At 69.2% G+C, this 25,750-nt stretch carries 16 protein-coding genes and 2 pseudogenes; 6 read left to right on the top strand and 12 right to left on the bottom strand.

The window, feature by feature from the left end:
- Nucleotides 1-2: 2 nt before the first annotated feature.
- The 6 genes from ACFYZB_RS27730 to ACFYZB_RS27705 form a co-directional block, all read right to left on the bottom strand.
- On the bottom strand, nucleotides 3-4,310 hold the full coding sequence (locus tag ACFYZB_RS27730) for an amino acid adenylation domain-containing protein (RefSeq protein ID WP_388763344.1): 4,308 nt from the start codon (nucleotides 4,308-4,310) through the stop codon (nucleotides 3-5).
- 240 nt (nucleotides 4,311-4,550) lie between these two features.
- Nucleotides 4,551-5,579 carry a ketoacyl-ACP synthase III family protein gene (locus tag ACFYZB_RS27725; RefSeq protein ID WP_388763342.1) on the bottom strand — a complete coding sequence of 343 codons (1,029 nt, stop codon included), beginning with the start codon at nucleotides 5,577-5,579 and terminating at the stop codon, nucleotides 4,551-4,553.
- A 16-nt stretch (nucleotides 5,580-5,595) separates the two neighbouring features.
- Nucleotides 5,596-8,394 (bottom strand): LuxR C-terminal-related transcriptional regulator, encoded by a 2,799-nt coding sequence (locus ACFYZB_RS27720; RefSeq protein WP_388763340.1) that lies wholly within the window; start codon nucleotides 8,392-8,394, stop codon nucleotides 5,596-5,598.
- A 92-nt stretch (nucleotides 8,395-8,486) separates the two neighbouring features.
- Entirely contained in the window at nucleotides 8,487-9,146 is a 660-nt protein-coding gene (locus tag ACFYZB_RS27715) for an O-methyltransferase (protein WP_388763339.1), read from the bottom strand.
- A 106-nt stretch (nucleotides 9,147-9,252) separates the two neighbouring features.
- On the bottom strand, nucleotides 9,253-11,022 hold the full coding sequence (locus ACFYZB_RS27710; protein WP_388763337.1) for an FAD-dependent oxidoreductase: 1,770 nt from the start codon (nucleotides 11,020-11,022) through the stop codon (nucleotides 9,253-9,255).
- 111 nt (nucleotides 11,023-11,133) lie between these two features.
- Nucleotides 11,134-11,547, bottom strand: a complete 414-nt coding sequence (locus ACFYZB_RS27705; protein WP_388763335.1) for a MerR family transcriptional regulator — start codon at nucleotides 11,545-11,547, stop codon at nucleotides 11,134-11,136.
- Nucleotides 11,548-11,858: 311 nt separating this feature from the next.
- On the opposite strand from ACFYZB_RS27705, the gene ACFYZB_RS27700 reads away from it, so the two are divergent.
- On the top strand, nucleotides 11,859-12,884 hold the full coding sequence (locus tag ACFYZB_RS27700) for a proline racemase family protein (protein ID WP_388763333.1): 1,026 nt from the start codon (nucleotides 11,859-11,861) through the stop codon (nucleotides 12,882-12,884).
- A gap of 76 nt (nucleotides 12,885-12,960) precedes the next feature.
- Here the strand turns inward: ACFYZB_RS27700 and ACFYZB_RS27695 are convergent, their stop codons facing one another.
- The gene (locus tag ACFYZB_RS27695) at nucleotides 12,961-13,644 is read right to left on the bottom strand and encodes a GntR family transcriptional regulator (protein ID WP_388763331.1); all 684 of its coding nucleotides are present in this window, start codon (nucleotides 13,642-13,644) and stop codon (nucleotides 12,961-12,963) included.
- 121 nt (nucleotides 13,645-13,765) lie between these two features.
- Here ACFYZB_RS27695 and ACFYZB_RS27690 point away from each other — a divergent pair, with 121 nt between their 5' ends.
- Together ACFYZB_RS27690 and ACFYZB_RS27685 are read left to right on the top strand one after the other, a co-directional pair.
- Complete coding sequence (locus tag ACFYZB_RS27690) at nucleotides 13,766-14,686, top strand: ornithine cyclodeaminase family protein (protein ID WP_388763329.1); 921 nt, start codon at nucleotides 13,766-13,768, stop codon at nucleotides 14,684-14,686.
- A gap of 839 nt (nucleotides 14,687-15,525) precedes the next feature.
- Nucleotides 15,526-16,488: a hypothetical protein gene (locus ACFYZB_RS27685; protein ID WP_388763328.1), complete on the top strand. Its 963-nt coding sequence runs from the start codon at nucleotides 15,526-15,528 to the stop codon at nucleotides 16,486-16,488.
- 40 nt (nucleotides 16,489-16,528) lie between these two features.
- On the opposite strand, the pseudogene ACFYZB_RS27680 reads toward ACFYZB_RS27685, so the two are convergent.
- A pseudogene (locus ACFYZB_RS27680) lies at nucleotides 16,529-17,137 on the bottom strand (tyrosine-type recombinase/integrase); the annotation flags it as partial.
- 87 nt (nucleotides 17,138-17,224) lie between these two features.
- Nucleotides 17,225-19,297 carry a bifunctional polysaccharide deacetylase/glycosyltransferase family 2 protein gene (locus ACFYZB_RS27675; RefSeq protein ID WP_388763514.1) on the bottom strand — a complete coding sequence of 691 codons (2,073 nt, stop codon included), beginning with the start codon at nucleotides 19,295-19,297 and terminating at the stop codon, nucleotides 17,225-17,227.
- Nucleotides 19,298-19,388: 91 nt separating this feature from the next.
- On the opposite strand from ACFYZB_RS27675, the gene ACFYZB_RS27670 reads away from it, so the two are divergent.
- Nucleotides 19,389-19,727, top strand: coding sequence for a hypothetical protein (locus ACFYZB_RS27670; RefSeq protein WP_351607661.1), 339 nt, complete (start codon nucleotides 19,389-19,391; stop codon nucleotides 19,725-19,727).
- Between the two features lie 526 nt (nucleotides 19,728-20,253).
- Here ACFYZB_RS27670 and ACFYZB_RS27665 read toward each other — a convergent pair.
- On the bottom strand, nucleotides 20,254-21,099 hold the full coding sequence (locus tag ACFYZB_RS27665) for a chitosanase (RefSeq protein WP_388763327.1): 846 nt from the start codon (nucleotides 21,097-21,099) through the stop codon (nucleotides 20,254-20,256).
- A 198-nt stretch (nucleotides 21,100-21,297) separates the two neighbouring features.
- Between ACFYZB_RS27665 and ACFYZB_RS27660 the strand changes: the two are divergent.
- Nucleotides 21,298-21,627: pseudogene (locus ACFYZB_RS27660) on the top strand (IS5/IS1182 family transposase); the annotation flags it as partial.
- A gap of 79 nt (nucleotides 21,628-21,706) precedes the next feature.
- Here ACFYZB_RS27660 and ACFYZB_RS27655 read toward each other — a convergent pair.
- Nucleotides 21,707-24,505 (bottom strand): N-acetylmuramoyl-L-alanine amidase, encoded by a 2,799-nt coding sequence (locus ACFYZB_RS27655; RefSeq protein ID WP_388763325.1) that lies wholly within the window; start codon nucleotides 24,503-24,505, stop codon nucleotides 21,707-21,709.
- Between the two features lie 299 nt (nucleotides 24,506-24,804).
- On the opposite strand from ACFYZB_RS27655, the gene ACFYZB_RS27650 reads away from it, so the two are divergent.
- Nucleotides 24,805-25,314, top strand: a complete 510-nt coding sequence (locus ACFYZB_RS27650) for a hypothetical protein (RefSeq protein ID WP_388763323.1) — start codon at nucleotides 24,805-24,807, stop codon at nucleotides 25,312-25,314.
- Here ACFYZB_RS27650 and ACFYZB_RS27645 read toward each other — a convergent pair.
- A partial coding sequence (locus tag ACFYZB_RS27645) for a transposase (protein WP_388763321.1) occupies nucleotides 25,247-25,750 on the bottom strand: 504 nt, incomplete at its 5' end. The two genes, ACFYZB_RS27650 and ACFYZB_RS27645, sit on opposite strands and share 68 nt — an antisense overlap.

Here is a 25,750-nt window from a genome sequence, read left to right as displayed (position 1 = left end):
GTCTACTCCTCCCTTCCGGTGGTCCGTCGAGTGGTCCGCTGCCGTGCGGCGCGCTGCCACTGGGCACGAGCCCTGCCCTTCGCGACGGCGGCCGTGTCGTCGGCCTCGCCGCGAAGCCATGCGGCCAGGGCACGGGGGCTGGGGTGTTCGAAGAGGGCGAGGAGGCCGAATTCCTGGGACAGGCGGTCTCGCAGGAGGCCGTACATCCGGGTGAGGTGTACCGAACCGGCCCCTGTCTCCATGAAGTTGTCGGTGGCGCCGGCACTCTCCAGCCCCAGCACCTGGCACAGCACTTCGGTGATCAGCCGTTCCAGGTCGTCGCGGGGTGTCTGGCGGACAAGGGGGGCGGCATCGGCGAGTTCGGCGCGTCGGACGAGTTCCCGCCGGTCGACCTTGCCGCGCTGGTTGAGCGGGAGGCGGTCCAGCACGACCAGTCGGCTGGGCACGAGGTAGGACGGGAGCCGCTCGGCCAGCCTGCCGCGCAGGTCGTCGCCCAAGGCCTGCTCGGTCACCGGCGCGGACGCGGTGTCGTCGGCGGGCAGACCGCCGACGAGGGTGTGCAGCAGTTCGTGTCCCTCGTCGAGGGCGAAGGCCGTGCGCAGCGCGGGGCCGTCGGAGGTCGCGCCGAGCTGGCAGGTGCCGAGCCCGTTGCGTGCCGCCGTCGTCTCCAGCAGCTGGGCGATGAGTCCGCTCTCCAGGAGGCAGAAGTCGCGGGCGGCCTTGCCGTAGAGCGGGTCGACGGCGCGGTGCTGGGCCACGAGGAAGACGACGAAGGCGGCCTTGTCCACGAGTTCCCGGTTGGCCGTGGCGAACAGTCCGGCGGGCAGGGATGCCTCGGAGGAACACAGGGTGAGGGCATGGCGGCGGGGGTCGTAGTAGTAACTGCCGCCGTCCAGGCCCTCCACGCGACCGGGGTGGATCTGCAGGTGGACCTGGACCGGGTAGAGCGCGCCGGGGGAGCCGTACGCGTACCGGGGAAGGAAGTGGCCGTCCTCCTCGGTCGAACGCAGTGCGGCGAGCAGTTCGGCGAGTGCCTGCTGCGGCACCGGGTCGGCGCGGAAGGTCCGGCGGCTCCGACGCTGTGGGGCGGGTGAGGAGCTGTCTGGGAGTGAGACCGAGGTCCCGTCGATGTTCCGCAGTCCGGGTCGGGCGAGTTTGAACCGGAGCCGGGCCACCGGGTCGCGCTCGATGTCTCCGAAGTCGTCTTCGACGGGATCGGCGTGGTCCGCGGCCGCAGCCGCCGGCACCACGAAGCCGACGAGCCGGCGCTGGTCACCGGATGCCGCCGCGACGACGACCGCCTGGTCCACTTCGGGCTGTTCGTCCAGCGCGTGCTCGATCTCACCGAGTTCGATCCGGAAGCCGCCGATCTTGACCTGGAAGTCCTCCCGTCCGAGGATCTCCAGGCATCCATCGGGGCGGTAGCGGGCCAGGTCCCCCGTGCGGTAGAGCCGTTCGCCGGTGGCCGGGTGGGTGATGAACGACTGCTCGGTGCGCTCGGGGTCGCGGTGGTATCCCGCGGCCAGACCGGCACCGCCGACGTAGAGGGGACCCGGCACCCAGGCGGGGGCGGGTGCCAGCCGGTCGTTGAGCACGTGCAGTCGGTGGTTGCGCAGCGGGAACCCGTAGGGGATCGACGCCCACTCGCCGTCGACCTGCTCGACGACGTAGGCGTTCGACCAGACCGAGGTCTCCGTCGGGCCGCCGGCCGCGACGACCTGGACGCCGTCACAGAGGGACCGGATCCGGTCGGGCAGCCGCACCGGGATCCAGTCTCCGCTGAGGATCACCGTGCGCAGGGGGAGCGTCTCCGTGGCGCGGTCCGCCGCACAGTAGGTGACGAGCATGTCCATCAACGCGGGCACGCTGTTCCAGAGCGTGACGCGGTGGCTCCGTATCAGCTCGAGCCAGCGGGCCGGGTCGCGTGCGGCTTCGGGCTCCGGCAGCACCAGCGCGCCACCGGCTGCGGGTACGCCGAAGGTGTCGTACAGGGACAGGTCGAAGCTGAGCGACGACAGACCGAGGACGCGGTCCTGCGGCCCGACCCCGAAACGCCGGTTCACCTCCATCAGGGTGTTGAGGACGGCCTGGTGGCTGACCGCGACGCCCTTGGGGGTGCCCGTGGAGCCGGAGGTGTAGAGGACGTAGGCGACGTCCTCGGGCTGGGCCGGGCACTGCCAGCGGGTCAGCTCTTCGGCGGTCGCCGGCGGTACGTCGTCCACCGCGATCCGCGGCAGTGTCGTCGGCCACTCGACGTCCTGGAGCTGATCGGTGATCAGCAGCTCGACACGCGCGTGCTCGATCATCCAGGCACGGCGGGCCGGCGGCAGCGCCGGGTCGATCGGCACGTAGGTGCATCCGGCTGCCGTGACGCCGAGCACCGCGGCGATCTGCCGCCATCCCTTGGCGGCCCCGACGCCCACCAGCGCCCCTCGGGCCAGCCCCCGTGCGTGCAGCGCGCCGGCGATGCCGACGGCCTGACGTCCGAGTTCCCCGAAGGTGAGGACCCGCTCCGCGGTGATGACGGCAGCGGTCCCTGCCGAGTCCGCGGACGTGGAGCGCTCGAGGATCCGTGTGGCCAGCACTCCTGAAGGGAGCGGTCCGGCGGTCTCGTTGACCCGCGCACGCACCTCGCGCTGCCAGGCGGGCAGCTCGATCTGCGGTGGACCGGCCCACGTCTGCGGTTCGGCGAGGGAGAGCACAAGGCGCTGATAGGCCTGGAACATGTCCTCCAGGACACTGTCGGAGAGCACGCCGTCGCGCGTGTCCCAGACCAGTACGGCCTCGCCGTGCTCCTCGAAGACCTGGTGGTCGAGGTAGAGCTGCGGCGTCTGGGTGATGGCGTGGACCGGTGCCCCGAAGCCGCCGAAGAGCGAGGAGAACCCGTCGTCGTCGTTGCCCAGCGCGCTGGTGAAGACCACGGGGGCCAGTGCCGCCGTTCCCGTGCCGCGCCTGGCGGCCAGCTCGCGGAGCGACCGCACGCCTCCGGCGGCGGCATGCTGCAGGTCCGTCCACAGACGGCGCTGGACAGTGTCGGCGAGGTCCTGGAACGTGTCCGCGTCAACCAGATCGACTGCGAGCAGATCCACGTTGGTGAAGTCGCCGACCAGGCTGTCGATCTGTGGGTGGAGGGGCGGCCGGTTGAAGAGAGTGACATCGACGGTGAACCGCTGGCTCGAACTCCAGGCTCCCAGCACGACCGAGTAGGCCGCGAGCAGCACCCCCGACGGGGTGACTCCGCGGGCTCCTGCGAAGTCCTTCACGGTGGACCACACCGGAGCCGGAATGCGGGCCGTGCGGCGGGTGAAGTGGGGTCGCGCCGCGGCGGTGTCGGCCGGCAGCCGCGGAGCGGGCGGGAGATCGTCGAGTCGCTCGTCCCAGTACTGCCTGGCCTGCTCGAAGGCCTCGGATTCGTGAGCGGCCCGTTCGGCCAGCACCACGTCCCGGAAGGTGAGTTCGAGGGCGGGCAGGTCCGCCTCGGGGTTCTCGTAGAGCCGCCACCAGTCGCCCAGCAGGACCCGCAGCGCCCACAGGTCGGCGACGAAGAGGTCGATGCTGAAGTGCACGTGGGTGGCCCCACCCGGCATCTCGGTGACGGCGATGTGGAAGAGCGGCCACTGCTGCAGCACGAAGACCTCGTGCGACATCCTGACCCGGACTTCCTCGAGGCGCGCGAGGGCCTTGTCCCCGGGTTCCGCACGCAGGTCGAGGACGTCGAACCGGTAGGGCGGCACCTGTTCGCGCACCTGCTGGCTCCCGTCGGGCAGGACCGTCATGCGCAGGGCACTGTGTCGCTGGACGACGCGTTGCCAGGCTTCCTCCAGTCGCCGGACGTCCGCGTCGGCGGGCGTGAGCTCGAAGTACGCGTGGCCGCCGAGCGATCCCAGCTCGAAGGCGTCGCTGCGGCCCATCAGATACGCGTGCTGGAGGTCGGTCAGCGGGAAGGGTTCGAACTGTTCGCCGGGGTCGGGGGTGATGTGGGTCCCCGCCGGCTCGCCGGCTCCCTCCTGTCCGCCGCTGAGGGCGTCGGTGACCCAGTCGGCCAGTGAGTCCAGCGAGGCGACGCGCAGCGGCGGCGTGACGCCGAGCTCCCGGCTCAGCTGGGCGCGCAGACGCACCAGCCGCAAGGAGCTGATCCCTGCGGCGGTCAGCGGTGCCGCAGCGTCGATGTCCTCCGGAGCTGCCTTGCCGAGGCTGCTGATCCGGCCCCGCAGCCAGTCCTCCACCGCGGCTCGCCGGTCGGATGAATCGAGGCCGCGCAGGTGCTCCGCGCTGGTCTGCTCGGTGTGGCGGCCTGCCGGGACAGTCATCGGTGGGTTCCCCTTTCCCCAGACTCCGCGAACCGGCTCTGTGTCTGTGCAGGACGCTAGGTCGGCGGGGTCGGGGACTCATTACGGTCACACCGATGCATCTACCGATGGTCCGTACAGGCAGCGGCTCCTACGGTCGCCGCGAGGGGGAAGCCGGGACGAGCGAAGGCCCGGCAACGCGGATGCGTTGCCGGGCCGTCCGGTCGGTCTGCTCGGGCGCACCACGTGCGCGTCGCTCGGCTATGCCGTTTCGGGCACCGAGTCGATGTCCACGACCGCGCTGGTCCAGTTGAACCCGATCCCCACGCCGACCAGCAGAACATGGTCTCCTGGCCGGACCTGGCCGCCGCCGACCAGGTGATCGAGGCCGGCGAACTGGTCCCCCGGCCCCAGATGCGAGACCTGGCGTCCCCACTCCCACGTCGTCCGCTCCAGCGGGATGTCCAGTGGCTCGAGGAATTCCCACTCCAGCAGGGCCCGCCCCAGGTTGGGCAGAACGACCCGTTTCATGTCGTCCAGCGTCAACTCCGCGTCGGCAAGGGTCTGCCGCACGTTCGCGGCCGTACCCGCGGCGAGTCGCTCGAGGAGTTCGTCGTAGCCGTGGTTCTTGACGTACCGCTTCTTCCGGGAGCGCAGGTCGAGGGGCTCGCCGTTCTCGTGCGGCACAGCGGAGAAGCCGGTCGTGTCACGGCACAGCTCCTCGAGTTCGGGGTCGGACGTGGACACCATGGCCCGGAGGCGGGCGAAACCGGAACGGCGGGAGAGCAGCAACGCGGCGGCCCCGTCGGAGTAGATCTGCCCGGTGTCGCTGTTCCACCGGTCGAAACCGGGAGGGCAGTACCTGTCCGCCGTGGTGATCAGTGCCGCGGTCCCGGTCCGGCCCGCCCAGAGGTGGGCGGCTGCCATCTCGAGTGCTGCCATCCCGCCGTTGGAGCCCTGTTGGATCTGCACCGCCAGACCGCTGCCACCGACGGTGTGGCGCTGGACGTACGAGGCGGGAGTCCAGAAGTCCTGACCCTGGTGATAGATGTTCGCGTGGAGGTTGAGGATCACCTCGGACGGCGCGTGGCCGGAACGCGCGAGGGCTTGTCGTCCGGCTGCCACGGCCATGTCGGGGGCGCATTCGTGCTCCGCCACCAGTACCGCGGTCAGCTCGTTCTCGTCGGCTTCCTCAGGGTCGTACCAGCCGCGTTCGACTGCTTCCGCCGTCGGTACCGGCGGCGGAAGGAAGGCTCCCAGTCCGGCGATGTGGAGATTCTGCCAACGCATGTTTCACCTCGTGCCTTCACATCGTCCACCCCGCCCCGGGAAGTGCGACCGCCGGTCGGGTCGTGGTGCCGAGGGCCCGTGCGCCGGCAGAGGACCTGCGCAGCAGATCGGCGAGCTCTCTACGGCCGGTCACGCCGAGCTTCCGGTAGGTGTGGGTGAGATGAGCTTCGATGTTGCGCAAGCTGACCTTGAGCCGCTGGGCGATGGCCTGATTGGTCATGCCGGATGCGGCCATTTCCGCGACCTGCAGCTCACTGCCCGTCAACAGGTCGACCCTGTGCTCGGCGCTCTGGGTGATCCGTCCGCCTGCGCGCACCAGTTCTTCCTGGATGCGACGGGCCGAAGCCCGGGCACCGCATGACACGGCCAGTTCGTAGGCTTCGCGGAGGGTACGGCGCGCCTCGCCGGAGCGTTTCTCCCGGGTGACGGTGCCGAGGGCTTCGAGAGTCCGGGCGAGTTCCAGTCGGGCCCCGCATGACTTCAGGAGTGCGGCGCTGTGCTGGAGGAGTTCGGTGCGCCGGGGCCCGGTGAGCGACAGGCCCATCGTACGCAGCGCCTGCCCCAGGAGCCGTGGGCTGCCCCATCGCCGGGCGGCGGCAAGTCCTTCGGCGGCGGCCTTCTGTGCCGCGGGCCGGGCCAGCAGCGCCCGGTGGCATTCCGCGGCCGTCACCTGCCAGGGAACGATCGCGGCGTTCCGCATCCGCCAGTGCCGGCAGGCCTCCTGGACGACAAGCGTGTCGGCCAGTCCTCCCGCGTGATCCGCGGCGGCGAGACGGAGGCGAGCGCGACTGTGCAGGAGTGAGACGTGGTGCCAGTGTGCCGGCGAGACGTCCTGCGGTCCCCTCTCCGCCAGCAGGGTGGCTGCGGCCTCCCACTCGTCCGACTCGGCGAGGACCATGACATGCGAGGCGAGTACGGCGGCGGCCATCGCCTGGTCGGCGATGCCCAGCCGGTCGAGCAGGTCGAGCGCCTCGACACCGCACTGGCGGGCCGCTTCCAGGCGGTCGAGCCCCTGAAGGGCCTGCATGCGCAGCAGGAGTGCCCGAACCCGGCGCAGCGACGCGGCGCTCCGGGTGGCGCGCAGTTCCTCCTCCGCATGCCAGGAGGCCAGCTCGAATTCCTCACACCAGACGAGACTGGTGGCGGCCGTGTACCAGAACGTCGTTCCCCGCCGGTCCCGCCCGCAGGACAGCACGTCCTGGACGGGGCGCAGCACCTGCTCCGCCGAGCGGCCGAGCCAGGCTCGGACGAGGGGTTCGAGGCCGTCGGGACATCGCCCGGTGCTCCCCCGCTCACGCTCGTACGACCTGAGCCTCGCGAGGACGGCATCGAGAGTGGAACGGCATTCCGCACCCACGACCACGAACTGCTCGGCCATGCGCTCCGCGAGTTCGTCACCGGGCAGGTCCTCCTTGGCCATCACCTCGTCCAGGAGCTGGACGGCCTCCTGGTGGCGGCCGGTCACGGCCAGTCCGCAGGACAGGCCGAGCGCGATCTCGGCGCGTTCCTCCGGCTCGCAGGCCATGTCCATCGCCACTTCCAGGCGTCTGACGGCCGCGGGCACATGGGCGTTGAGCTGCGCCATGCCCAGGCGGGCCAGGACCTTCACCCGTTCCTGGGCGTCGATCGGCTCCTGAAGGACCCGCTCGTAGACCCGAACGGCACTCTCCGGGCAGATCGAGGCCATGGATTCCCCGGCCCGCAGGAGCACCTGCTCGGCCCACGGCTCGTCGAACGAGCCGGCCTCGACCACGTGTACCGCGACACTCACGGGTGCGGCGCCCCGCTCGTAGAGCGCTCTGGCGGCCCTGGCGTGCAGTTGGGCGCGTTCCGCCGATGGAACGGCGCTCGCCAGCAGTGCGCCGATCAGCGGGTACCGGATGGCCGCCCCATGGACACGCAGGATGCCCAGTGCCGCCAACTGAGCCCGGACGGCGTCAAGTTGTGTGGGCGAGAGATCCGCGAGCGCCGCGATCAGGCCGTCGTCCGCCGCGTCGCCCAGCAGGGCGGAGACGCCGGCGACGTTCAGCGCCCGGGGAGCGGCACGGCGCAGCTGGGCGAGCAGGCGGTCACGCAGGGGGGTCAGTCCTGCCAGCAGATCCGCGGACACAGGATCCACCGGTGGGATGTCCCCTGCCAGGCGTATGGCTCCCGCCACGCGCAGGCATTCCCTCAGCAGCAGCGGGTTGCCGCCTGTCACGCGGTGGTACCCCTCCACCACTGCCCGGGGGACAGGTCCTCCGGCAAAGGCCTCCAGCAGGCCGGCGGTCTCCTGCATCCCCAGGTCCGGCAGCCGCCGCCGTTCCCGGCACAGCCTGCTGAGCAGCAGCCCGGAGAGGACTCGCGGTTCCTTGGGCGTTTCTCCGGGATTGAGGGTGGCGATGACGGCCACCGGCACGTTCTGTGTCCGCCGGACCACATGGTCGATCCAGCGCAGCGAGGGCTCATCGGTGAATTCCAGATTGTCCACGGTGACGAGCACCGGCGATTTCCTCGACAGGGCGACCAGTCTCCGGTGGAGACCATGCAGGGTTCCGAACGACACCTCGCCGCGGATATCGGCGTCGGTGAACTCTTCTCCCCGCGATTCGAAGAGCTGCTGGACCACCCCGAAGTCGAATGACTGTTCCTCGATGTCAGCGGATGCGGAGAGCACACAGAATCCACGTCGTCCGGCGCGTTCGCCGGCCTCGCGCAGCAACTCCGTCTTTCCGCTTCCGAAGGCGCCCTCGATGACGACAAGGCCGCCGTTGGACTGTCCGTCGTCCAGAAGGCTGCCGATGGCAGCCAGTTCCGGGCGCCGACCGAATATCACGCCGCCTCCTCTGCGGAGCTCGTGAGGCAGCTCCGCGATCCCCCATCAGGCTGGTGTTGTAACGGGCCCATGAGCCATGGGCCGCTCCTTGGTCAGGAGAGCTTGCGAACGAGTGTGATCCCGTCGTGGATCGGCAGCATGACGACCTCGACCCGGTCGTCCGCGGCGAGCCTCTCGTTGAAGGCGTCGACCAGGCGAGCGCTCTCGTGCTCGGTGTCCGGGTTGACGACCTCACCCTGGAAGAGGGTGTTGTCGACGATGATCAGCCCGTTCGGGCGGACACGGAGCAGCAGTTCCTCGAAGTACGCCCAGTAGTTGACCTTGTCGGCGTCGAGGAAGGCGAGGTCGACATCGGATTCCTGCGGCAGACTCCTCAGCGTGTCGAGGGCGGGACCGATCACCAGCTCGACCCGGTCGGTGACGCCGGCCTTCTCCCAGGCGTCACGGGCCACTCGTGTCCATTCCTCGCTGACGTCACAGCAAAGAAGTTGTCCATCCTTCGGAAGGGCACGGGCAATGCAGACCGAGGAGTATCCGGTGAATGTTCCGATCTCGATTGCCTTACGGGCGCCGATGAGTTTGGTGAGCATGTGCAGTAGCGCGCCCTGTTCCGGGACGGTCTGCATGATCTGGTAACGGCCGAATTCCTTGGTCCGCTCCTCGATTTCCGTGAGAACCGGGTCCGGAGGCGTTCCATGGGCGATCAGGTAGTCGTAGAGCTCCGGCGTGAGAACGACGTGCTTGAGTTCCAAGACTCCTCCAAGCCAGATGAATGCTTCGCATGCAAGGCCGTCGCACGCAATAGCCGCACAAGCTTGCGAGTTAAACCTGGGTTGAAGTCAACCCGGAGGCGCCAGATCACGCCACGCGCACGCCCGCGGCACCCACCCCCACCGCCTTCAGGCGTGGGGAGGTGCCGGCGCACGTGGTCTCTTCGAGCACGGCCACGAGCATGTGGGCCAGTTCTTCCCCGTCCCATGAACTCACTGCCCCCTGGGCCCGCCACGCCACATGTCCGTCCGGCCGCACGAGTACGGCGCCCCCCGGGCCGACGCCGTAGATCACGGTCCACCGCCCGCACGGATCCTCCAGGGGGCCGCCTCCTCCGACGGTGAAGGCGTTCAGCGGGACTCCGCAGTGCGCCGCTGCCCGCCGCGCGGCTCTCACCCACACCTGCCCTTCCGGGCCGGCGAGCAGCGTGAAGCCGCCCTCGAACAGATCGAGCGAGGACACCGGCAGTCCCTCCCTCAGGAGCCACACGTGCGGCGCACGGGCGCCCGGGCGGGTGTCCGGAACATAGGGGTCACCCGGCCATGACCGATCCTCGGCCTCCTCACGCACGACGTCCCCGGCACTCTGGTAGGCGTACCCGAACGACACAGCGTCCGCGGAGTAGTTCCGTCCCGTCCTCGCGACGATGCCGGCCAGCGCATGACGGAACGCCCGCCCTTGCCGCCCTCCGGACTCCACGCGTCCCGGCTGCCGCCGGATCCGCTCCATCACGGCGAGCATGGACCTGAAGTGGCGCACCGCGAAGCCGGAGGCCGCCTGCGCATACGGCCGGCGCTCGCGCTCGTAGCTGTCCAGGAGTTCCTCGCTCGCCCACCCGGTCAGCACGGCGTCGAGCTTCCACGTGAGGTTGTGGGCCTCGGCCAGCGCGGTGTTCAGCCCGAGACCTCCCGTGGGCGGGAACCGGTGAGCCGCGTCACCGACGAGGAACGTCCGTTCGCGGCGGTAGGTGTCAGCCAGGTCCTGAGTGACCTGCCACCGCTCCGCCGCCTCGATGCCGACCTCGAGATCGGGAACTCCGCATGCTCTGCGGACAAGGGCGACCAGGCGCTCCGGCCCCGGCATCGGCTGGTGGACGTCGGCCGGTGACGGGTCGTCGAGAACGTTGAGGACGGCGAAGTCCTGCGAGACCAGAGTCACCATACCGACGAGGTCGGCGTTCGCCACCCAGTGAAAGGCGCTCCTGAGATCCCGGAAGGCCGCGGGATCCGTGTGGAAGGCGATGCTCAGCGCCGATCCGAGGGCACCCGCTCCGTGGGCGCCGACTCCGAGTCGACGACGCGTCGAAGCCCGTGATCCGTCGGCCGCGACGACGTACCGCGCGCGCACCCGCTGCTCGCCGTGCGTCCGGCCGTCCGCCGTGGCCCGGTTCAGCCGCACGAACGCGCCGTCGGGACCCTGTTCCTCGGCGGTCGCCTCCGCGCTCTCACAGAACCGCACGTTGGACAGTCGCCCGACCGCGTCCCGCAGCACGTTCTCGACGACGTACTGCGGCACGTTGATCCATGTCTGGGGACTCACGGCCAGCGACGAGAGGACGTCTCGCGCGTCCCCCACCTGGGGCAGAGAGACGATGTGGCGCCCGTTCACCAGCGAGGTCCGCCACTCGATGCTCTCGCTGCGCCACGGGGGCAACCCTTGTTCCCGAACGGGACGGTCGCATCCCCACTGGCGCAGGAGCTCCATCGACCGGGCGCTGACAGCCATGGCTTTCGGCAGCCTGGAGACCCCACTGCGCCGCTCGACGAGCAGCACGTCCGCTCCGGTGCGTCCCAGGCCGAGCGCCGTCGCCAGCCCGGCCGGTCCCGCCCCGATGACCACAGCGTCACACGCGATCACTTCGGCTCCCTCCGCCAACTCGTCGTCAGCGTGTCGGCTCAAGTCGGCTTGAAGTCAATGGAGACGAAACGGTACGAGTCACGAGCTCGCCGCAGGACGGCCTCGGCCGGGTCAGACAGCGCCGATGTGGGCATCCACCTCCTTGCTCACCATCGGGCAGTCGTCCGCAGGATGGTCACGCGGACAGCTGAGGTAGTGGGCGAGGTAGGCCTTCGCCTGGGTCAGGCGGTCGATCTGCTCGTCTATGGCAGCCATGCGGCCCCGTACGGTGTCCCGCCAGTGACCGGTCTCGGTCCGGCCGGCCAGCACCGTCGCGATCTCGTCCAGGCTCATCATCCCGCTCTCCTGCCAGATCTGGATGAGCGCGATCCGGCGGAGCTCCTCGGGGCCGTAGAGCCGCCGCCCCGACTGGCGTGCCGCCGGCTGCAGGACCCCGCGTTCCTCCCAGTAGCGCAGGGTGGAGGTGGTCAGCCCCAACCGCGCCGCGACCTCGCCGATGGGCAGGAGATTCTCGTGAGTGTCCATGGTCGACATCATCCATCCGGCTTGCTCACACGCGGTATCGGACAAGCTCCACCCTGGCCTGATCTGCCCGCCCCAAGGAGCCCGGTTCGGCAGCACCCCGACGGGTCCCCGAGTGCGCATGCTCCGGCATGGCGGTGGGCGACGTCATCTTCGACCGCCTCCTTTCGCCGTGCGGACCATCTCCGCCGGGCGGAACTTATCGCACATTATTTGCAGTAACTCTTTACCCGCATCAAGATACTGGCACTGCCGGCCGTCGCGGTGTGAACTTCCCGAACCCTCTCGGATTCCCTACGACACGAGGAGTGTTCATGGCGGGTCAGTTCCAGGCGATCGGCACCATCGACTACCACACCGGCGGTGAGCCGTTCCGCATCGTCCCCGAACCGCCGGTCGCCATCGAAGGGGCCACTGTCGCCGAGCGCCGCATGTTCGCCATCAGCGACCCCGAGGTGGACACCCTGCGCAGGCTGCTGTGCTTCGAGCCCCGCGGACACGCCGACATGTACGGCGGTTTCATCACCCCGCCCGACGACGCGGGCGCCGACTTCGGCGTGCTGTTCTGGCACAAGGACGGCTTCTCGACCGCCTGCGGCCACGGCTCCATCGCACTCGCCGTCTGGGCCGTGCAGACCGGCCGCGTCGCCCGCGACCCCTCCGGCGTCACCACCGTCGTCATCGACGTCCCCTCCGGCCGGGTCACCCTGCGCGCGCACACGGCCGGCGAACGGATCACCGGGGTCGACTTCGTCAACGTCCCCAGCTACCGGCTCGCCGAGCACGTCACCGTCACCACCACGCGCGGGGACGTCTCCGTCGACATCGGCTACGGCGGCGCCATCTACGCCCACCTGAACGCAGCCGGTACCGGACTGGCCGTCACTCCTGAGCACTACTCCGACCTCATCGCGATCGGGCGCGAGGTGAAATGGGCACTGAACGGCACCGAGTACGCCCGCCACCCCACCGACGACCGCCTCAGCGGCATCTACGGCACCATCCTGTACGACGATCTCGGCACCGACGAGAACGCCAACCCGCACCAGCGCAACGTCACCGTCTTCGCCGACGGCCAGGTCGACCGCTCCCCGTGCGGCTCCGGTACCTGCTCACGTGTTGCCGTGCTCGCCGCGAGCGGTCACCTCAAGCCGGGCCAGACCCTCGTCCACGACTCCATCGTCGGCACCCGCTTCCACGCCCGGATCGTCGGGGAACGAGCGGTCGACGGCTTTCCTGCTGTCGTTCCCGAGGTCACCGGGACGGCGTACCGGACAGGTGAGCACCGCTTCGAACTCGACCCCGCGGACGACCTCGGCACCGGGTTCGTCCTGCGCTGACTGTCCCGACCACCCATCGACCGGCCGACCGAGCGCGCGCGTCGGGCGGCGCTTTCGCCCGCGTGCGCCGCCCGACTCAGGAGTCGTTCTCGGCCCGTCCCGCCCAGATACCGCGGCTGTGGGCGAGGTGCCTGCGCATGAGTTCGGCGGCCGGCTCGGCGGCACCGGACTCGATGGCGTCCACGATCTCGATGTGTTCCTCGCCGGAACGGGTCAGCTCTCCCTGGTTCGCGAGCTTCTGAAGACCTTGCATCCGGGCCTGGTCGCGCAGTTGGCCGACCATCGCGACCAGACGGCGGTTGCCCAGCAGTTCCAGCAGGCCGAGGTGGAACTGCCGGTCGAGATCGAGGAAGGAGGTCAGGTCCCCGTCCCGGGCGGCCTCGGTGATCCGCTCGGCCAGCTGCCGGAACTGCGGAACGGACTGGCCGTCGAGCAGCTCGGTGACTTCGGACATGGCCGGGGCTTCGAGCATGGTGCGCAGCCGGAAGATCTCGTCCAGGTCGTGGTCGGTGAGGACCGGCACCCTGAAGCCACGGTTGCGGATGATCTCGACGATGCCGAGGTTGGCGAGGTCCATGACCGCTTCCCGGACCGGCGTCACGGAGACGCCCAGCTCGGCTGCCACGTTGATGACGCTCTCCACCTGCCCCGGCTCGATCTCCCCGAGCACGATCCGGGTCCGCAGCGCCTCCCGCGCCTGTTCACGGAGGCTGACCGACTTGAGCTGAGGAAGGGCGGCTGCCGGACGCGATGGGGTCACGCCCTATGCATAACACGTCAGGCCGGAGAACGCCGCCAATCGACCCCAACGTAAGGTGTAATACCTCACCCAGATGTGTCCTGCTCGACACGGGCCGGGAAACACCGACGGACGGAGCCCCATGAAGACCATCAGCCTCAGTGAGCACGAGGTCCGTGAGGCCGTGTCGATGCGCGAGGCGATCGACGCCGTGCGCCGCGGGTTCGCCGGACTGGCGGGCGGGGAGTTCGAGATGCCCACACGCACCGCGCTGCGGGACGGGCGGTTCCTGGTGATGTCCGCCCATCACCGGCCGACCCAGTCCGCCATGGTCAAGACTCTCAGCGTGAACTTCGACCGCGTGCCCGCCATCACCGGCACGGTCGTATGGAGCACCCTGGACCGGCTCGACCACCTGATCGCCGACGCCGGTGCCGTCACCACGCTGCGCACCGGCGCGGCCGTCGGAGTCGCCACCGACCTCCTCGCCGCACCCGACGCCGACCGGCTCACCCTGATCGGCGCCGGCGGCCAGGCCCCCGACCAGGTCCGCGCCGTCCACACGGTCCGCCCGCTGCGGCACCTGACCATCGTCGGCACCAGCACCGAACGCGCCCAGGCCCTGGCCACCACCCTGCACGCCGAACTGGACAGCACCGAGATCCGCGTCTCCACCGACCCGGCGCGCGCCGTCGGCGACGCCCACATCGTGTGCTGCGCCACCCCCGCGACCAGCCCCCTCTTCCCCGAATCCGCCCTGCCCGCCCAGGTCCACGTGAACGCCATCGGCGCCTTCCGCCCCACCATGCGTGAACTGCCGGACGAACTGCTGGTCACCAGCACTGTGGTCGTCGACGAACTCGACGCCGTCCTCGAGGAGTCCGGCGAGATCATCCACGCTCTGCGGGCCGGCACCATCGCCCGGGACGACCTCACCGAACTGGGCACCGCCCTGACCTCCGCGCCCGCCCACCACCGCAAGCGCACCGTGTTCAAGACCGTCGGCGTCGCCCTGCAGGACTGGGCCATCGCACGACTCCTGGCCGACAGGTTCCTCCCCTGACCAGCCACCAGATCCGAGGGAAGGGGTCAGAGTCCCTTTGCGGCAGGCTCAAGAACCACCACGCACTCCACATGATGCGTCATCGAAAAGATGTCGCAGCGAGCGGGAGCTGGAGAAGTCGCAGGTCAGAGGAGGTTTCTTGGCTCGGGAGACGGGCTGCCAGGGGCCCAGAGCGTCAAACGAGCGTCACGCACGAAGCGCGCTGACTCACTTCAACGACCGACCTCAGCGCGTCCGGACGGGGCCGTGGAAGCCATACGTGGGATGGGTTGTGGTTCTCGCTGCTCGCCCCGGCCTATCGTGGCCCTCCGCCCACAGCTCGTCGACTGGAGGCCGGGAACCGTGAAGTATGCACTGACGGAGAAGCAGGCCGACATGCTCCGGGAAGTCGCGGGTGCTTCTGATGCCGTGGCTCTCCCGCCCGAGAGCATCCATACGGCTTGGCCCTTGAGAAGCGCGGGCTGATCAAGAGGACCTGGCGCGGCAGCAGCCACGTGGTCGTCGTCACAGCGGATGGCCGCTACTACCTCAAGCACGGAATGCACCCTCGTGAGGTGTAAGCAGAGAAGGACCGCCTGGAAGGAGATGCTGATCAGGCTGTAAAGGCCCCCACTGACGGAGCAGACTTGATCTCCCGGCTACGAACCGCCTCGGGAAAAATCACCGTACCGAACCCTGGACCGCAGACCCGCGGGCGGTGGCGGGCGGCCTACTAAAGTGCGCTGCACCACGGCCACGTACTGGAGGGACACAAGCTGCGCTGGGCCGGTCGGCAGTGGGGCGACTGCGTCTTCACGCTGGTCGACGAGAAGGCGGAGAAGGCGGCCCAGCCTCCCCCAGTGCCGACCATCGATGTACCCGAAAGCGTGGACCGCCTTCACCGTCTGGTCCGCGCGACGTGCAAGGCTCTCGGCAGGTCCCGGACTGTGGTCGACACCCGAGGAAGGCCCGAGGTCATTCCCCTCTACCTGTCACGTCTACTCGTCGACCGAGACCTGCGGATCATGCACGCGCTCCTGACGGCGGCCGAGAACCGCGGCTACGCGCTGGAGACTCAGACCGACCTCCACCGTGGTGAAGTCGTGCACTCGCTGGTTATCGCCTTTCCGCTCGCGCTCACGGAGCGGACGACCAAGGTGCGCCACGAGTCGACTCCCCAGGAGGTTCGCCAGCAGCAACGCAGTCCCTGGACGCGTCTCCCCAAGTACGACGAGGAGTTCAACGGACGCCTGGCGATCGGCGCACCGGCTGGAAGCCGGTACCAGCATTCGTACTCGTACAGCGACGGAGCCCGATGGTCACTGGAGTCCCGACTGGGGCACCTTCTGCGCGATCTCGAACACCTCGCGTCGGAGGCCGAGCGCCAGCAGCGTGAAAGGAAGCTCCGCGAGGCCGAGCAGCAGCGTCAGTGGTACGCGGCGATCGCTCAGGCGCGGGAGCAGCAAGTTGAAAGGCATCGAGCGAGGGTCCTGATCGAGCAGGTGAAGGCGTGGCATCAGGCTGTCGAGATTCGCGCCTTCTGCCACGCAGCACGCGCACAAGCCGACAGCGCATCGACTCTGGCGGTCGAGCCGGAATGGCTGCAGTGGGCCGAAGAGTACGCAGCGAAGATCGACCCGCTTGGCTCGCCACTGCGGACTCCGCCGGACAGCCGTGAGGCTCTGCGAGAGCTGCTGCGCGGCGACCTCTATGCTCACCCCTGGCCGTCGACGCCCAGGGCCGCTGATCGCTTCCCACGGAGGACCACCCCGACCATCCGTGATCACGGTCCCGCCCACTGGAGGTGCCTGGTCCTCACATGACGCCTCCGCCCTGTCCGTGGAGGACAGGGCGGAGAAACGTTTATGCGGCGATTGTCAGCGGAACGTCCAGGCGTTCCCAGGCTCCGAGGACGGCCTTGTGCGCGTCCGGTTGCAGGTGAGCGTAGCGCTGGGTGGTCTGGAAGCTCTCGTGTCCGAGGAGGTGCTGGACCTCGTAGAGGGAGACTCCTTTCTGGACGAGCCAGGAGGCGCAGGCGTGGCGCATGGAGTGCGGTGGGTAGTGCGGGACGAGGTGTTGCTCGCCGTCGGTGTCGAAGTAGTAGGCGCTTTCGACGGCCGGCCACCAGGTTTGCCGTCGCCAGTTGCCGTCGTCGAGGCGGCGTCCGGAGCGGCCCTTGGTGATGGTGGTGAAGACCAGCGCGTCATGGTCGAGCCGGTGGATGTGACGGTCGAGCGGCTCCAGGACGTGCGGTGGGAGCGGGACTTCCCGGCGGCTCTTGGAGCTCTTGGGGTACTCCTTGATACCGCTCTTGGTGTTGACCTCCACCGCGAACAGGCGCGAGCGGCGCCGGTCGATGCGGTGGCGGTGCAGGCCGGAGAGTTCACCCCAGCGCAGTCCGGTGTAGAAGCCAAGCAGACACATCGTCCGCCACTCGGCGGGGAGTTCGTCCAGGATGCTCTGCGCTTGGTCGACGGTGAACCACTGCGGGGGTTGCGGCTGCGGCTATGACGGCGGTTCGGGCTGTGACTGTGGGTGCCAGCAGGGCAACCGCTGCCGTCAGCCCCGGGCCCCCGTTGCCGGTGACAGCGGTGCTTCCTGGTGGGAGCCGTAGCGTTCCATGCGCTGCCAGCGCAGTCGGCTGCCGGACAGGGCCGTGGCGACCGACTGGACCACCACGAGGTACATCAGCTGTCGGTACACGAACTGCTGGAACGGCAGGCTCCACAACGGTCCGAGCCGTTCGCCGTCGAGGCGGAACGCATAGGCCCCGGTGACTACCTGGATGAGCAGGAACGAGCACCACAGCAGCAGTACGTGGACAGGGTCGAGGAAAATCACCCCGTACACGCTCAGCACGTCGACCAAGGGTGCGAACAACGGCAGCAGCACCTGGAAAAGCAGCAGGAAGAGCAGCCCGCGTCGGCCGAACCTGCCGGCCGCGCCGCTCTGGCGGACGGCCCGGCGGTGCTTCCACATCGCCTGCAGGGTCCCGTAGCACCAGCGGTAACGCTGCCGCCACAGGGCGCCGAGGGAAGCGGGAGCCTCGGTCCAGGCAATCGCCTTCTCCTCGTAGACCACGCGCCAGCCATCCCGCCAGATCGCCATGGTGAGGTCGGTGTCCTCGGCGAGTGTCGCCTCGGAGACACCGCCGACGCGCACCAGTGCGGCACGGCGCCAGGCGCCGATCGCGCCCGGCACGGTGGGCATGCACCGGGCCAGATCGAAGAGCCGCCGGTCCAGGTTGAAGCCGACGACGTACTCGATGTGCTGCCAACGGCCCAGCAAGCCGCGCCGGTTGACGACCTTGGCGTTGCCGGAGACCGCTCCGATCCGTGGGTCGGAGAACGGCTGCACCAGATGGCGGACCGCGTCCGGCTCGAAGACCGTGTCGCCGTCCATCATGACCACGATCTCGTGCGAGGCGGCGGCGATCCCCGTGTTGAGGGCGGCGGGCTTGCCCGCGTTCTGCTGGCGGATCACCCGTACGCCCGACAGTCCGAGTGCCTCGACGATGTCGGCGGTGCCGTCGGTGGAGCCGTCGTCCACGACGATGATCTCGACCGGGTGGTCCGATGCGACCAGGGACCGGACGGTCGCCTCGATACCGGCCGACTCGTTGTAGGCGGGGACGATCACCGACACCGGTTCGGTGACGGGCGGTCCCCACGCCGTCTTGGCGTGCCGCCGGTGCCTGGCAGCGGCGATCATGGAGATCACGGCGCGCAGGATGCCCAGCACTCCGGCTACGAGCAGGAGCAGGTCGAGTCCGTCGAGACCCCAGAGCGCCCCCTTGAGCAGCCACAGCAGCCCGACGCCGAGCAGGTGCTGGCTCGTGGAGGCCGGGCGGTTGGCGCCGGTGAGGTGGAAGGCTTGGCTGACCGTCTGGAAGCGGTAGCCGCGCGCCTTGAGTCGTGGGATCAGTCTGTCGAGCGCGGCGATGGTCTGTGCGCGGTCACCGCCAGCGTCGTGGAAGAGAATCACTTGGCCGGTGGACTTGGGCGGGGTGGCGTTGTGGACGATCCGCTGCACGCCGGGCTTCTGCCAGTCCTCGCTGTCCTGGGTGACGAGCACAGTCAGGTAGCCCTGCCGGCCGAGCTGTCGCATCACGGACCAGTCGGCGTTGCCCACCGCGTCGGCGCTGGAGGAGTAGGGGGGCCGGAAAAGGCTGCTGATGACTCCCGAGGCGCCGGCCACCGCGAGCTGGTCCTCCCGCATCTCCAGCGTGCGCTGCCAGTTGGGCAGGGCGGGCAGGTAGGGATGGGTGAAGCTGTGCAGGCCGAGTTCGTCGTGATCCTTCGCCATCCGGGCGACCAGTCCGGGGTGTGTGGCCACGCCGGTGCCCACGAGGAAGAAGGTCGCGGGCACATGGTGCCGTTCCAACGTCGCCAGGACCTTGGGGGTCCAGGTCGGGTCCGGGCCGTCGTCGAAGGTGAGTACCACGGTGTGCGCCGGTGGGGTGAGCGAGACCGGTGTGGATCCGGTGGACGAGATCACCGGGCCGCCGTTCTCGACCGAGGGCGGCACCTTGTCGGCGGGTCCCTGCGGGGGGTTCCCGCCATCGTCCTGGAAGCCGAACATGTGCTGCGTGTAACCCTCGACGAGCAGCGTGAGGGTGAGGGTCAGCACCATGGTCGCCAGCAGCACCCAGTGGGTGCGCACCGGCGTTTCGCGGGCGGTACGGCCACGCCGTGGGGAAGAGCTCACATCGGTGATTTCTGGGATGAGTGACGAGTTCTGGAATGGAACTGCGGGCGTGGAGCAGAGGACGGAGGACCTGGTAGGCCGTCAGAGCCCGAGTGTGCCGTGGGTGGGTGAGGCAGAGGGCGGCCCGGTCGGGGTCTGCTTCGGGTGCGGGGGCGGCTTGGGGCCCTTGGACCGCGTCGGACTCGGGGACCGCGTCGGACTCGGGGACCCCGTCGGACTCGGGGACGGCGTCGCGGTCGGGGACGGTTTCGGCGTCGGGGACGATTTCACCGTCGAGGGTGACTTCGCCTTGGCGGACGTGCCGCCGATGGCCTTCGACACGGTCGTCGCCAGGCCCGCGCTCCGGTGCCGCTGAGCGGTGCCGGCCGCCGCGGCCGTCGGGGATGTCCCGGCCCGGTGCATCTCGTGCGCGTGCTCTGCGACGGCGCCCGGTTGGGGCCGAAGGGGGTGCGGCAGGAGCGCCGGCAGGGTCGGGCCGCCCAGGAAGGTGCTGACGAGCAGGGCGACGTAGGCCGCTGCCGGAGTCACCAACGCCGCCACCAGGATGCGCAGCCGCCTGCGGCGGCCTCCTGACATGTCGACGAAGATGGGTTTGGGGGTGAGGCGTCGTATCGGCAGGCCACTTAGGTTCCGTGTGTCGCCGGTGGGCTCGGCCGGGGAACCGGCCACGGCAGGCCCGTGGGGCGGCTCCTGAATGGGGATGTCGGGAGACGGCGACGCCTCTCGCGTCACGCTGTCCCCGGCGGGCGCCGAGCCCTCCGGAATGGTCTGCACGAGATCCAGACACTAGTGGCTTAAAACTGCTTGTCGTACAGAAACTGTTGAAGCACGCGAAAAAAGTCCGCAAAGCAGATGAGCGGGTCGGCGCCGTGAAGGACGCGTCAGTCCCGCGGCCTGCCGATGGTCAGTCTGAAGTCGGCGCCCACGGTCAGCGGAGCCTTCAGATCCCACTCGCCGTGGTCCGCGAGCTCCTGCAGAGCCTGCGACCGGTCGACCGCCTGCGGCCAGTCGTTCTCGCGGCCGGCGGTGCAGGGGTGCTCCATGTGCTTGCGGCGGGCAGTGTTGAACCGGGCCAGCCATGTCACCTCGTTCACCCCGGAGGCCGGGCTGCCCCCGAGCAGCTTGTCGGTCTCGTGGGCGATCTTCAGCATGCCGTCGCAGTCGTCGGAAGTCTGGCCCATCATCAGGGCGGTGTCGTAGAGGTTCTCCAGACCCAGCTCACTCTTCACCCCCTCCTGCGCGGCCAGCTTCATGGCAGGGGCGAGGTACGTGTCGTGTCCCACCTGGATCTGCAACCTCCGGAAGGCCGGGTCCAGGGCGGCCTTCTTCCAGTCGCGCACGAACGCCGCGCCCAGCGCGCCGGTGTCGTCACTTCCCGAGTCGGCCAGTCGCTGAAGGACGGAGGAGTACTTCGCGAGCACGTTGTGGGCTGCGACTGCGTTGTACCTCTTGACCAACGCGAGCATGTCGCCGCTCTGGCTGCAGAACCCGATCCACCCCGCCGTGTATCCACAGCCGTCGTGCAGATCGGTAATGTAGGCGTATTGCGGAGCGGTGGCACCGTTCTCGAACACCGCGGTGATGTCATCCATCATCTCGATCGCCGCTGGACCCGCCGCGGACGTTGCCGGAGCACCGGCTGTACTGCTGGCCTCGTGGGCCGTACCGGACGTGCAGCCACCCACGGTGAGCACCGCACCGAGGACGACGAGCATGGTGCAACGCATTCTGGTCAACTCCACGAAACACTCCGGTCTGTTCCTGGTTGACTGCGCCAGTTCACTGAGGTCTTCACGACAACGCGACGGTTGCTGTGCCCGATGACAGGCCGGTCGGCGGGATGTCGACCTGGCGTCAGGCAGGGATGAAGCCCCTGGTAGGAACACGTCTGCGAAGATCACGTTCCGTACAATCAGAGGCTCCACGTGCCCTCCAGTATCACCTACACCGCTGTCCTGGATGTCCGCAGGGGGACCGCGGAGCATCTCACGAAGCTGCTGCGCGGGCATCGTGAACTGCTCGGCACTCGCAGGGGCACTCGCGCGCTGGGCGTCTTCCGGCAGGCGGTGCTCGTGCTGCGCTGGTTCGTCGACGACACCCGGCTGGCCCAGCTCGCCCGGGACGACGGAATCTCGCTGCCGACCGCCTACCGCTACCTGCACGAGGGGCTGACGATGCTCGCTGACCACGCGCCCGACTTGTCCACCGCACTGGAGCGGGCGGCAGCGGCCGGGTACACCCACGCCCGACGCGACGAGAAAACCGGATTGCTCTGCCAGGCGGCGGCCGGACAGAGCAGTCGGTCAGGGTCTCATTCCTGTGTGGTCAGTTGTGTCAGGGCACGTCCTTGTAGGTGCCGGTGGACCACAGGGCGCCGCCGGTGCTGGGACCGCCGCCGCTCTTGTAGACGACAAAGTTGCCGTCGTTCTGAAGGGTGGCGTAGGCGCCGGAGTGGCCCCAGGTGCCGGTGGACCAGAGGGCGCCGCCGGCGCTGGGGCCGCCGCCGCTCTTGTAGACCACGAGGTTGCCGTCGCTCTGCATGTAGGCGTAAGCGCCGGAGTGGCCTGACGTGAGGCTGGACCAGATGGCCGTGCCGTCGCTGTTGCGGTAGATGACCAGGTTGCCGTCGAGCTGCATGACCAGCCGGGTGTACTGGGCCTGAGCCCACCAGCCGGCCCAGAGTTTCTGGCCGGAGGCGATGGTCTGCCCGCGCTTGTAGGTGTGGGTCGACCACAGTGCACCGCCGGTGGTCGGGCCGCCGCCGCTGGCATAGACGACGAAGTTGCCGTCGTTTTGCAGGGTGGCGTAGGCGCCGGAGTGGCCCCAGGTGCCGGTGGACCAGAGGGCGCCGCCGGTGCTCGGTCCTCCGCCGCTCTTGTAGATGACCAGGTTGCCGTCGTTCTGCATGATCGCGTAGGCGCCGGTGTGGCCGCCTGTGCCGCTGGCCCATACGGCCGGGCCGTTCCCGGTGCTGCCGGTCTTGAGGTAGGCGACGAGGTTGCCGTCGGTCTGCATGGTCAGCGTCATGCCGGCGCTGGACAGGCTGTGGCCGGGGATGAGGAACTGGCCCGGCTGCATCGTGACACCGGTGGCCGACGGGGCGACCGGGGTGATGGTTTTGACGTCGGCGGTGGCTGCGTAGGCGAGGCGGCCGTTGTACTGGATCGGGTAGTAGGTGGTCGCCCCGGTGACGAGGGTGCGGTCGTCGGTGGCGCTGCCGTCGATGTTCACCGAGTTGTAGAAGTCGCCCTTCACGGCGGGCTGGGCGAGGTAGAGCTGGCCGGCCGCGACGGTGTACTTCGACAGGGGAGTGACCGGTTGTGCGGTGACGCCGGTGGGGTAGGCGCCGGCCTCGGGGTAGGCGCGGCCGTAGACGGGGATCGAGGCGGCGCCGTCCTTGGCGGTGATCAGGGTCTGGCTGGTGTCGCCGGACGGAATGGTCCATTGGCCGCCGGGGTTGTCGAACCAGGCTTCCTGCCCGCTGTACCAGATGGCGGTCCAGTCGCCCTGCTGGGCGGCGACGACGAACCGCTGCCCGGCCACTGCCTTGTCGCCCCAGTCGTAGGCGGTGGTCGTGCCGGGGCCGGAGGTGTGCAGGTAGGGGTCGGCGATCAGCGGGTCGCTGGTGGAGGGGCCGGTGCGCAGGTAGACGAAGTTGGCCGGCTGCGCGGAGGCGTTGTCGACCGGGGGCTCGTTGGCCGTGGTGAACGGCGGTGCGATGGTGACCAGTTCACCGGCCTGCAGCGGATCGCCGACCGGGTTGGAGCCGATGGGCGCGCCCAGGAGCTGCATGTAGTGGGTCCAGTCCCAGAAGGGGCCAGGGTCCCAGTGCATGCCCGCGACGTAGGCGTCCAGCGGGCCGGGGACATTGTCGTGCCCGAAGATGTGTTCGCGGTCGAGGGGGACGCCGTACTTGGCGGCCAGGTACTTCACCAACGCCGCGGAGGACTCGTACTCCGACTCGGTGTACCAGGACGCGCCACTGACCGCGTAGCCCTCGTGCTCGATCCCGATGGAGTGCATGTTGACGAACTTGTTGCCCGAGTGCCAGGCGATGTCCTCATCGGGCACCATCTGAGTGACCAGCCCGTCGGAGGAACGGATCACGTAGTTGGCGCTCGCGTATGCGGTCGGGTCCTGGAACTGGTTGACCGTCGTCGCGTAGTCGGACTCCGTGTCGTGGATGACGATGTCCCGGATCGTGTTGCCGTCCGCCGGACGGTTCGCGATGTCGTAATTGCCGTAGTTGCTCTTGTCGTTGGGGTCGTTCTGCGTGTACGCGGCCGGGACGAAGTTGCAGACGAGACCGGACGGACACTCGGGAGTCGGCGTCGTGGTCCCGTCTGCCGGGACGGCGAACCCGGCAGGGGCGTATCCCGTGGTGGTTCCGCCCACGGTCGAGTAGTCGGTCGGCCGGTAGCCCGCACTCGTGATGTGCGGCCGCAGTGCCGGCTGGGCGGACATGGTGACCTGTTGTCCGTCGGTCGTGGTGCGGCTCAGCCCGGTACGGATGTGGGCGTAGACCCGCCGCGCGAACTGCACCGCGCCCGCGGAGTCCGGAGACTGGCTGAACCGCTCCACCGCCGGGTACCACTGCGCCGGGTCCGCCGGAAGAGTGCCGGTGGCCGCCTTCTCGTAGCGCGCGAGCAACGCGGCCCCACCACGTACGCTCTTGCCCATGTCTCCGCGCAGCGTGCTGTCCGGCTGGCCGATCAGCTTCGCGGCCTGGTCGAGGGTCTGCAGCGCCGGAGCGGACGCCCGCACCGCGCCCACGTCCGCGAGAACCCGCGCGTCCGGGCGGAACTTGCCCCGGTGGTCGTCACCGCGCATGTCGAGTTCGGCCATCCGGTCCTTGTCCGAAGGCCGTTTCAGCGCCTGCGGGCTGACCTGGGTCAGTCCCATCACGTTGTAGTTGCCCGTGGTGCTCGGCATGCCGTTGTGGCTGTCCCACCGGCTCTCCTGATACGCCACCGCCATCAGCACGCTCTGCGGCACGTGGAACTCCTGGGCCGCTGCGGCGAATTCGTGCTGCAATGCGTACGGCTGCGGTCCAGCGGGCTGCTTGGCCTGAGCCAGCGCCGTGATCCCGGCCCCCACCGCGACCGCCAGCACGCCCGCGATCCCCAGCGACACCCGCACACGCGATCTGCGGTGTCTGCTCCGTCTTTGACTCAACGCTCGCATTCCCTCTGCCGAAGTCATCCGTGATCACCCGGTGGGGGACGGGCACCGGGGAATCGTAGGAGTCGGATCGGAAGAGCAGGGTGAGAAGAAGGTGAGTGACCGCGCTATGACCTGCGCAGGGCTGATCTCAGACGCCATCCGCTTTCCGAACGTGATCATTTGGTTCGGGCTGGGTGGGCATGAACTCCGCCTGGCGGCGGGAGAGATGGGCGTGTTTCGTCCGTTCGTCCCGCTTGTGGAGGTGGCTGGTGCCGTCGGTGCTCGGTCTGCTGGAGGCCCGGGAGAAGAAGGTCCGGGAAGAGGTAGCGCGGTTGCAGGAGGAGGCCGAGCGGGTGCGGGCGGCGCTCGTCGAGGCGGAGAGCAAGCTGACGCGGCTGGCGGATGCCAGGGTGACGGTGGCCGAGGTGCTGGCTGAGCCGCCTGCGGTGGTCGCGGAGCCGGTGGCAAGCGCGGTGACGGGGTCGGTGGTGCCGCACAGGGACGAGGGCATGGAGGCGTCGGTCCTGCCTCCGGATTACCAGCGGATCATGTCCGTGCTGGAGTCGGAAGCGGGCCGGGAAGGCATGCGCTGTCAGCAGCTTGCCGCGGCCCTGGGTCTTCAGGCGGTCCCGGCGAAGGTCGAGGGGCTGCGGTCGAAGGCGAAACGCCTGGTGGAGCGGGGGTGGGTGCTCGAGGTGCGGCCTGGGGTGTTCACCCCGTCCGGGACGCCGGCCGACTGCAGGCCTCCGTTCGACGCCGGGCCAGGCGGCCGCTCATGAGCATGGTCATCGACCACAGCACCATGGCCTCGTGCATGGCGGGCAGCGTCTCGTAGTCACGCACCAGACGGCGCGAGCGCATCAGCCAGCTCAGCGTTCTCTCCACCACCCACCTGCGCGGCAGCACCACGAACCCGGCGGTGGCGTCAGAGCGTTTGACGATCTCGAGGGTGAGGCAGAGTTTCTCGCGGGCCCAGTCGACCAGGCTGCCGGCATAGCCGCCGTCCGCCCACACCAGGCGGATGGAGAAGTACATCGCGCGCAGCCTTTCGAGCAGGGGGACAGCGGCGTCGCGGTCCTGCACGTTCGCCGCGGTCACCGCGACGGCCAGGACCAGACCAAGGCAGTCCACCACCAGGTGCCTCTTGCGTCCGCCCACCTTCTTCCCGCCGTCCCACCCGGACGTCGAACGCGGGATGTTCGCTGCCGCCCGCAG

It is taken from the genome of Streptomyces sp. NPDC001852, from assembly GCF_042891825.1.
GTDB lineage: Bacteria > Actinomycetota > Actinomycetes > Streptomycetales > Streptomycetaceae > Streptomyces.
Note: the sequence above shows the minus strand (reverse complement) of the source record. Positions and strands in the feature narration are given on the sequence as shown.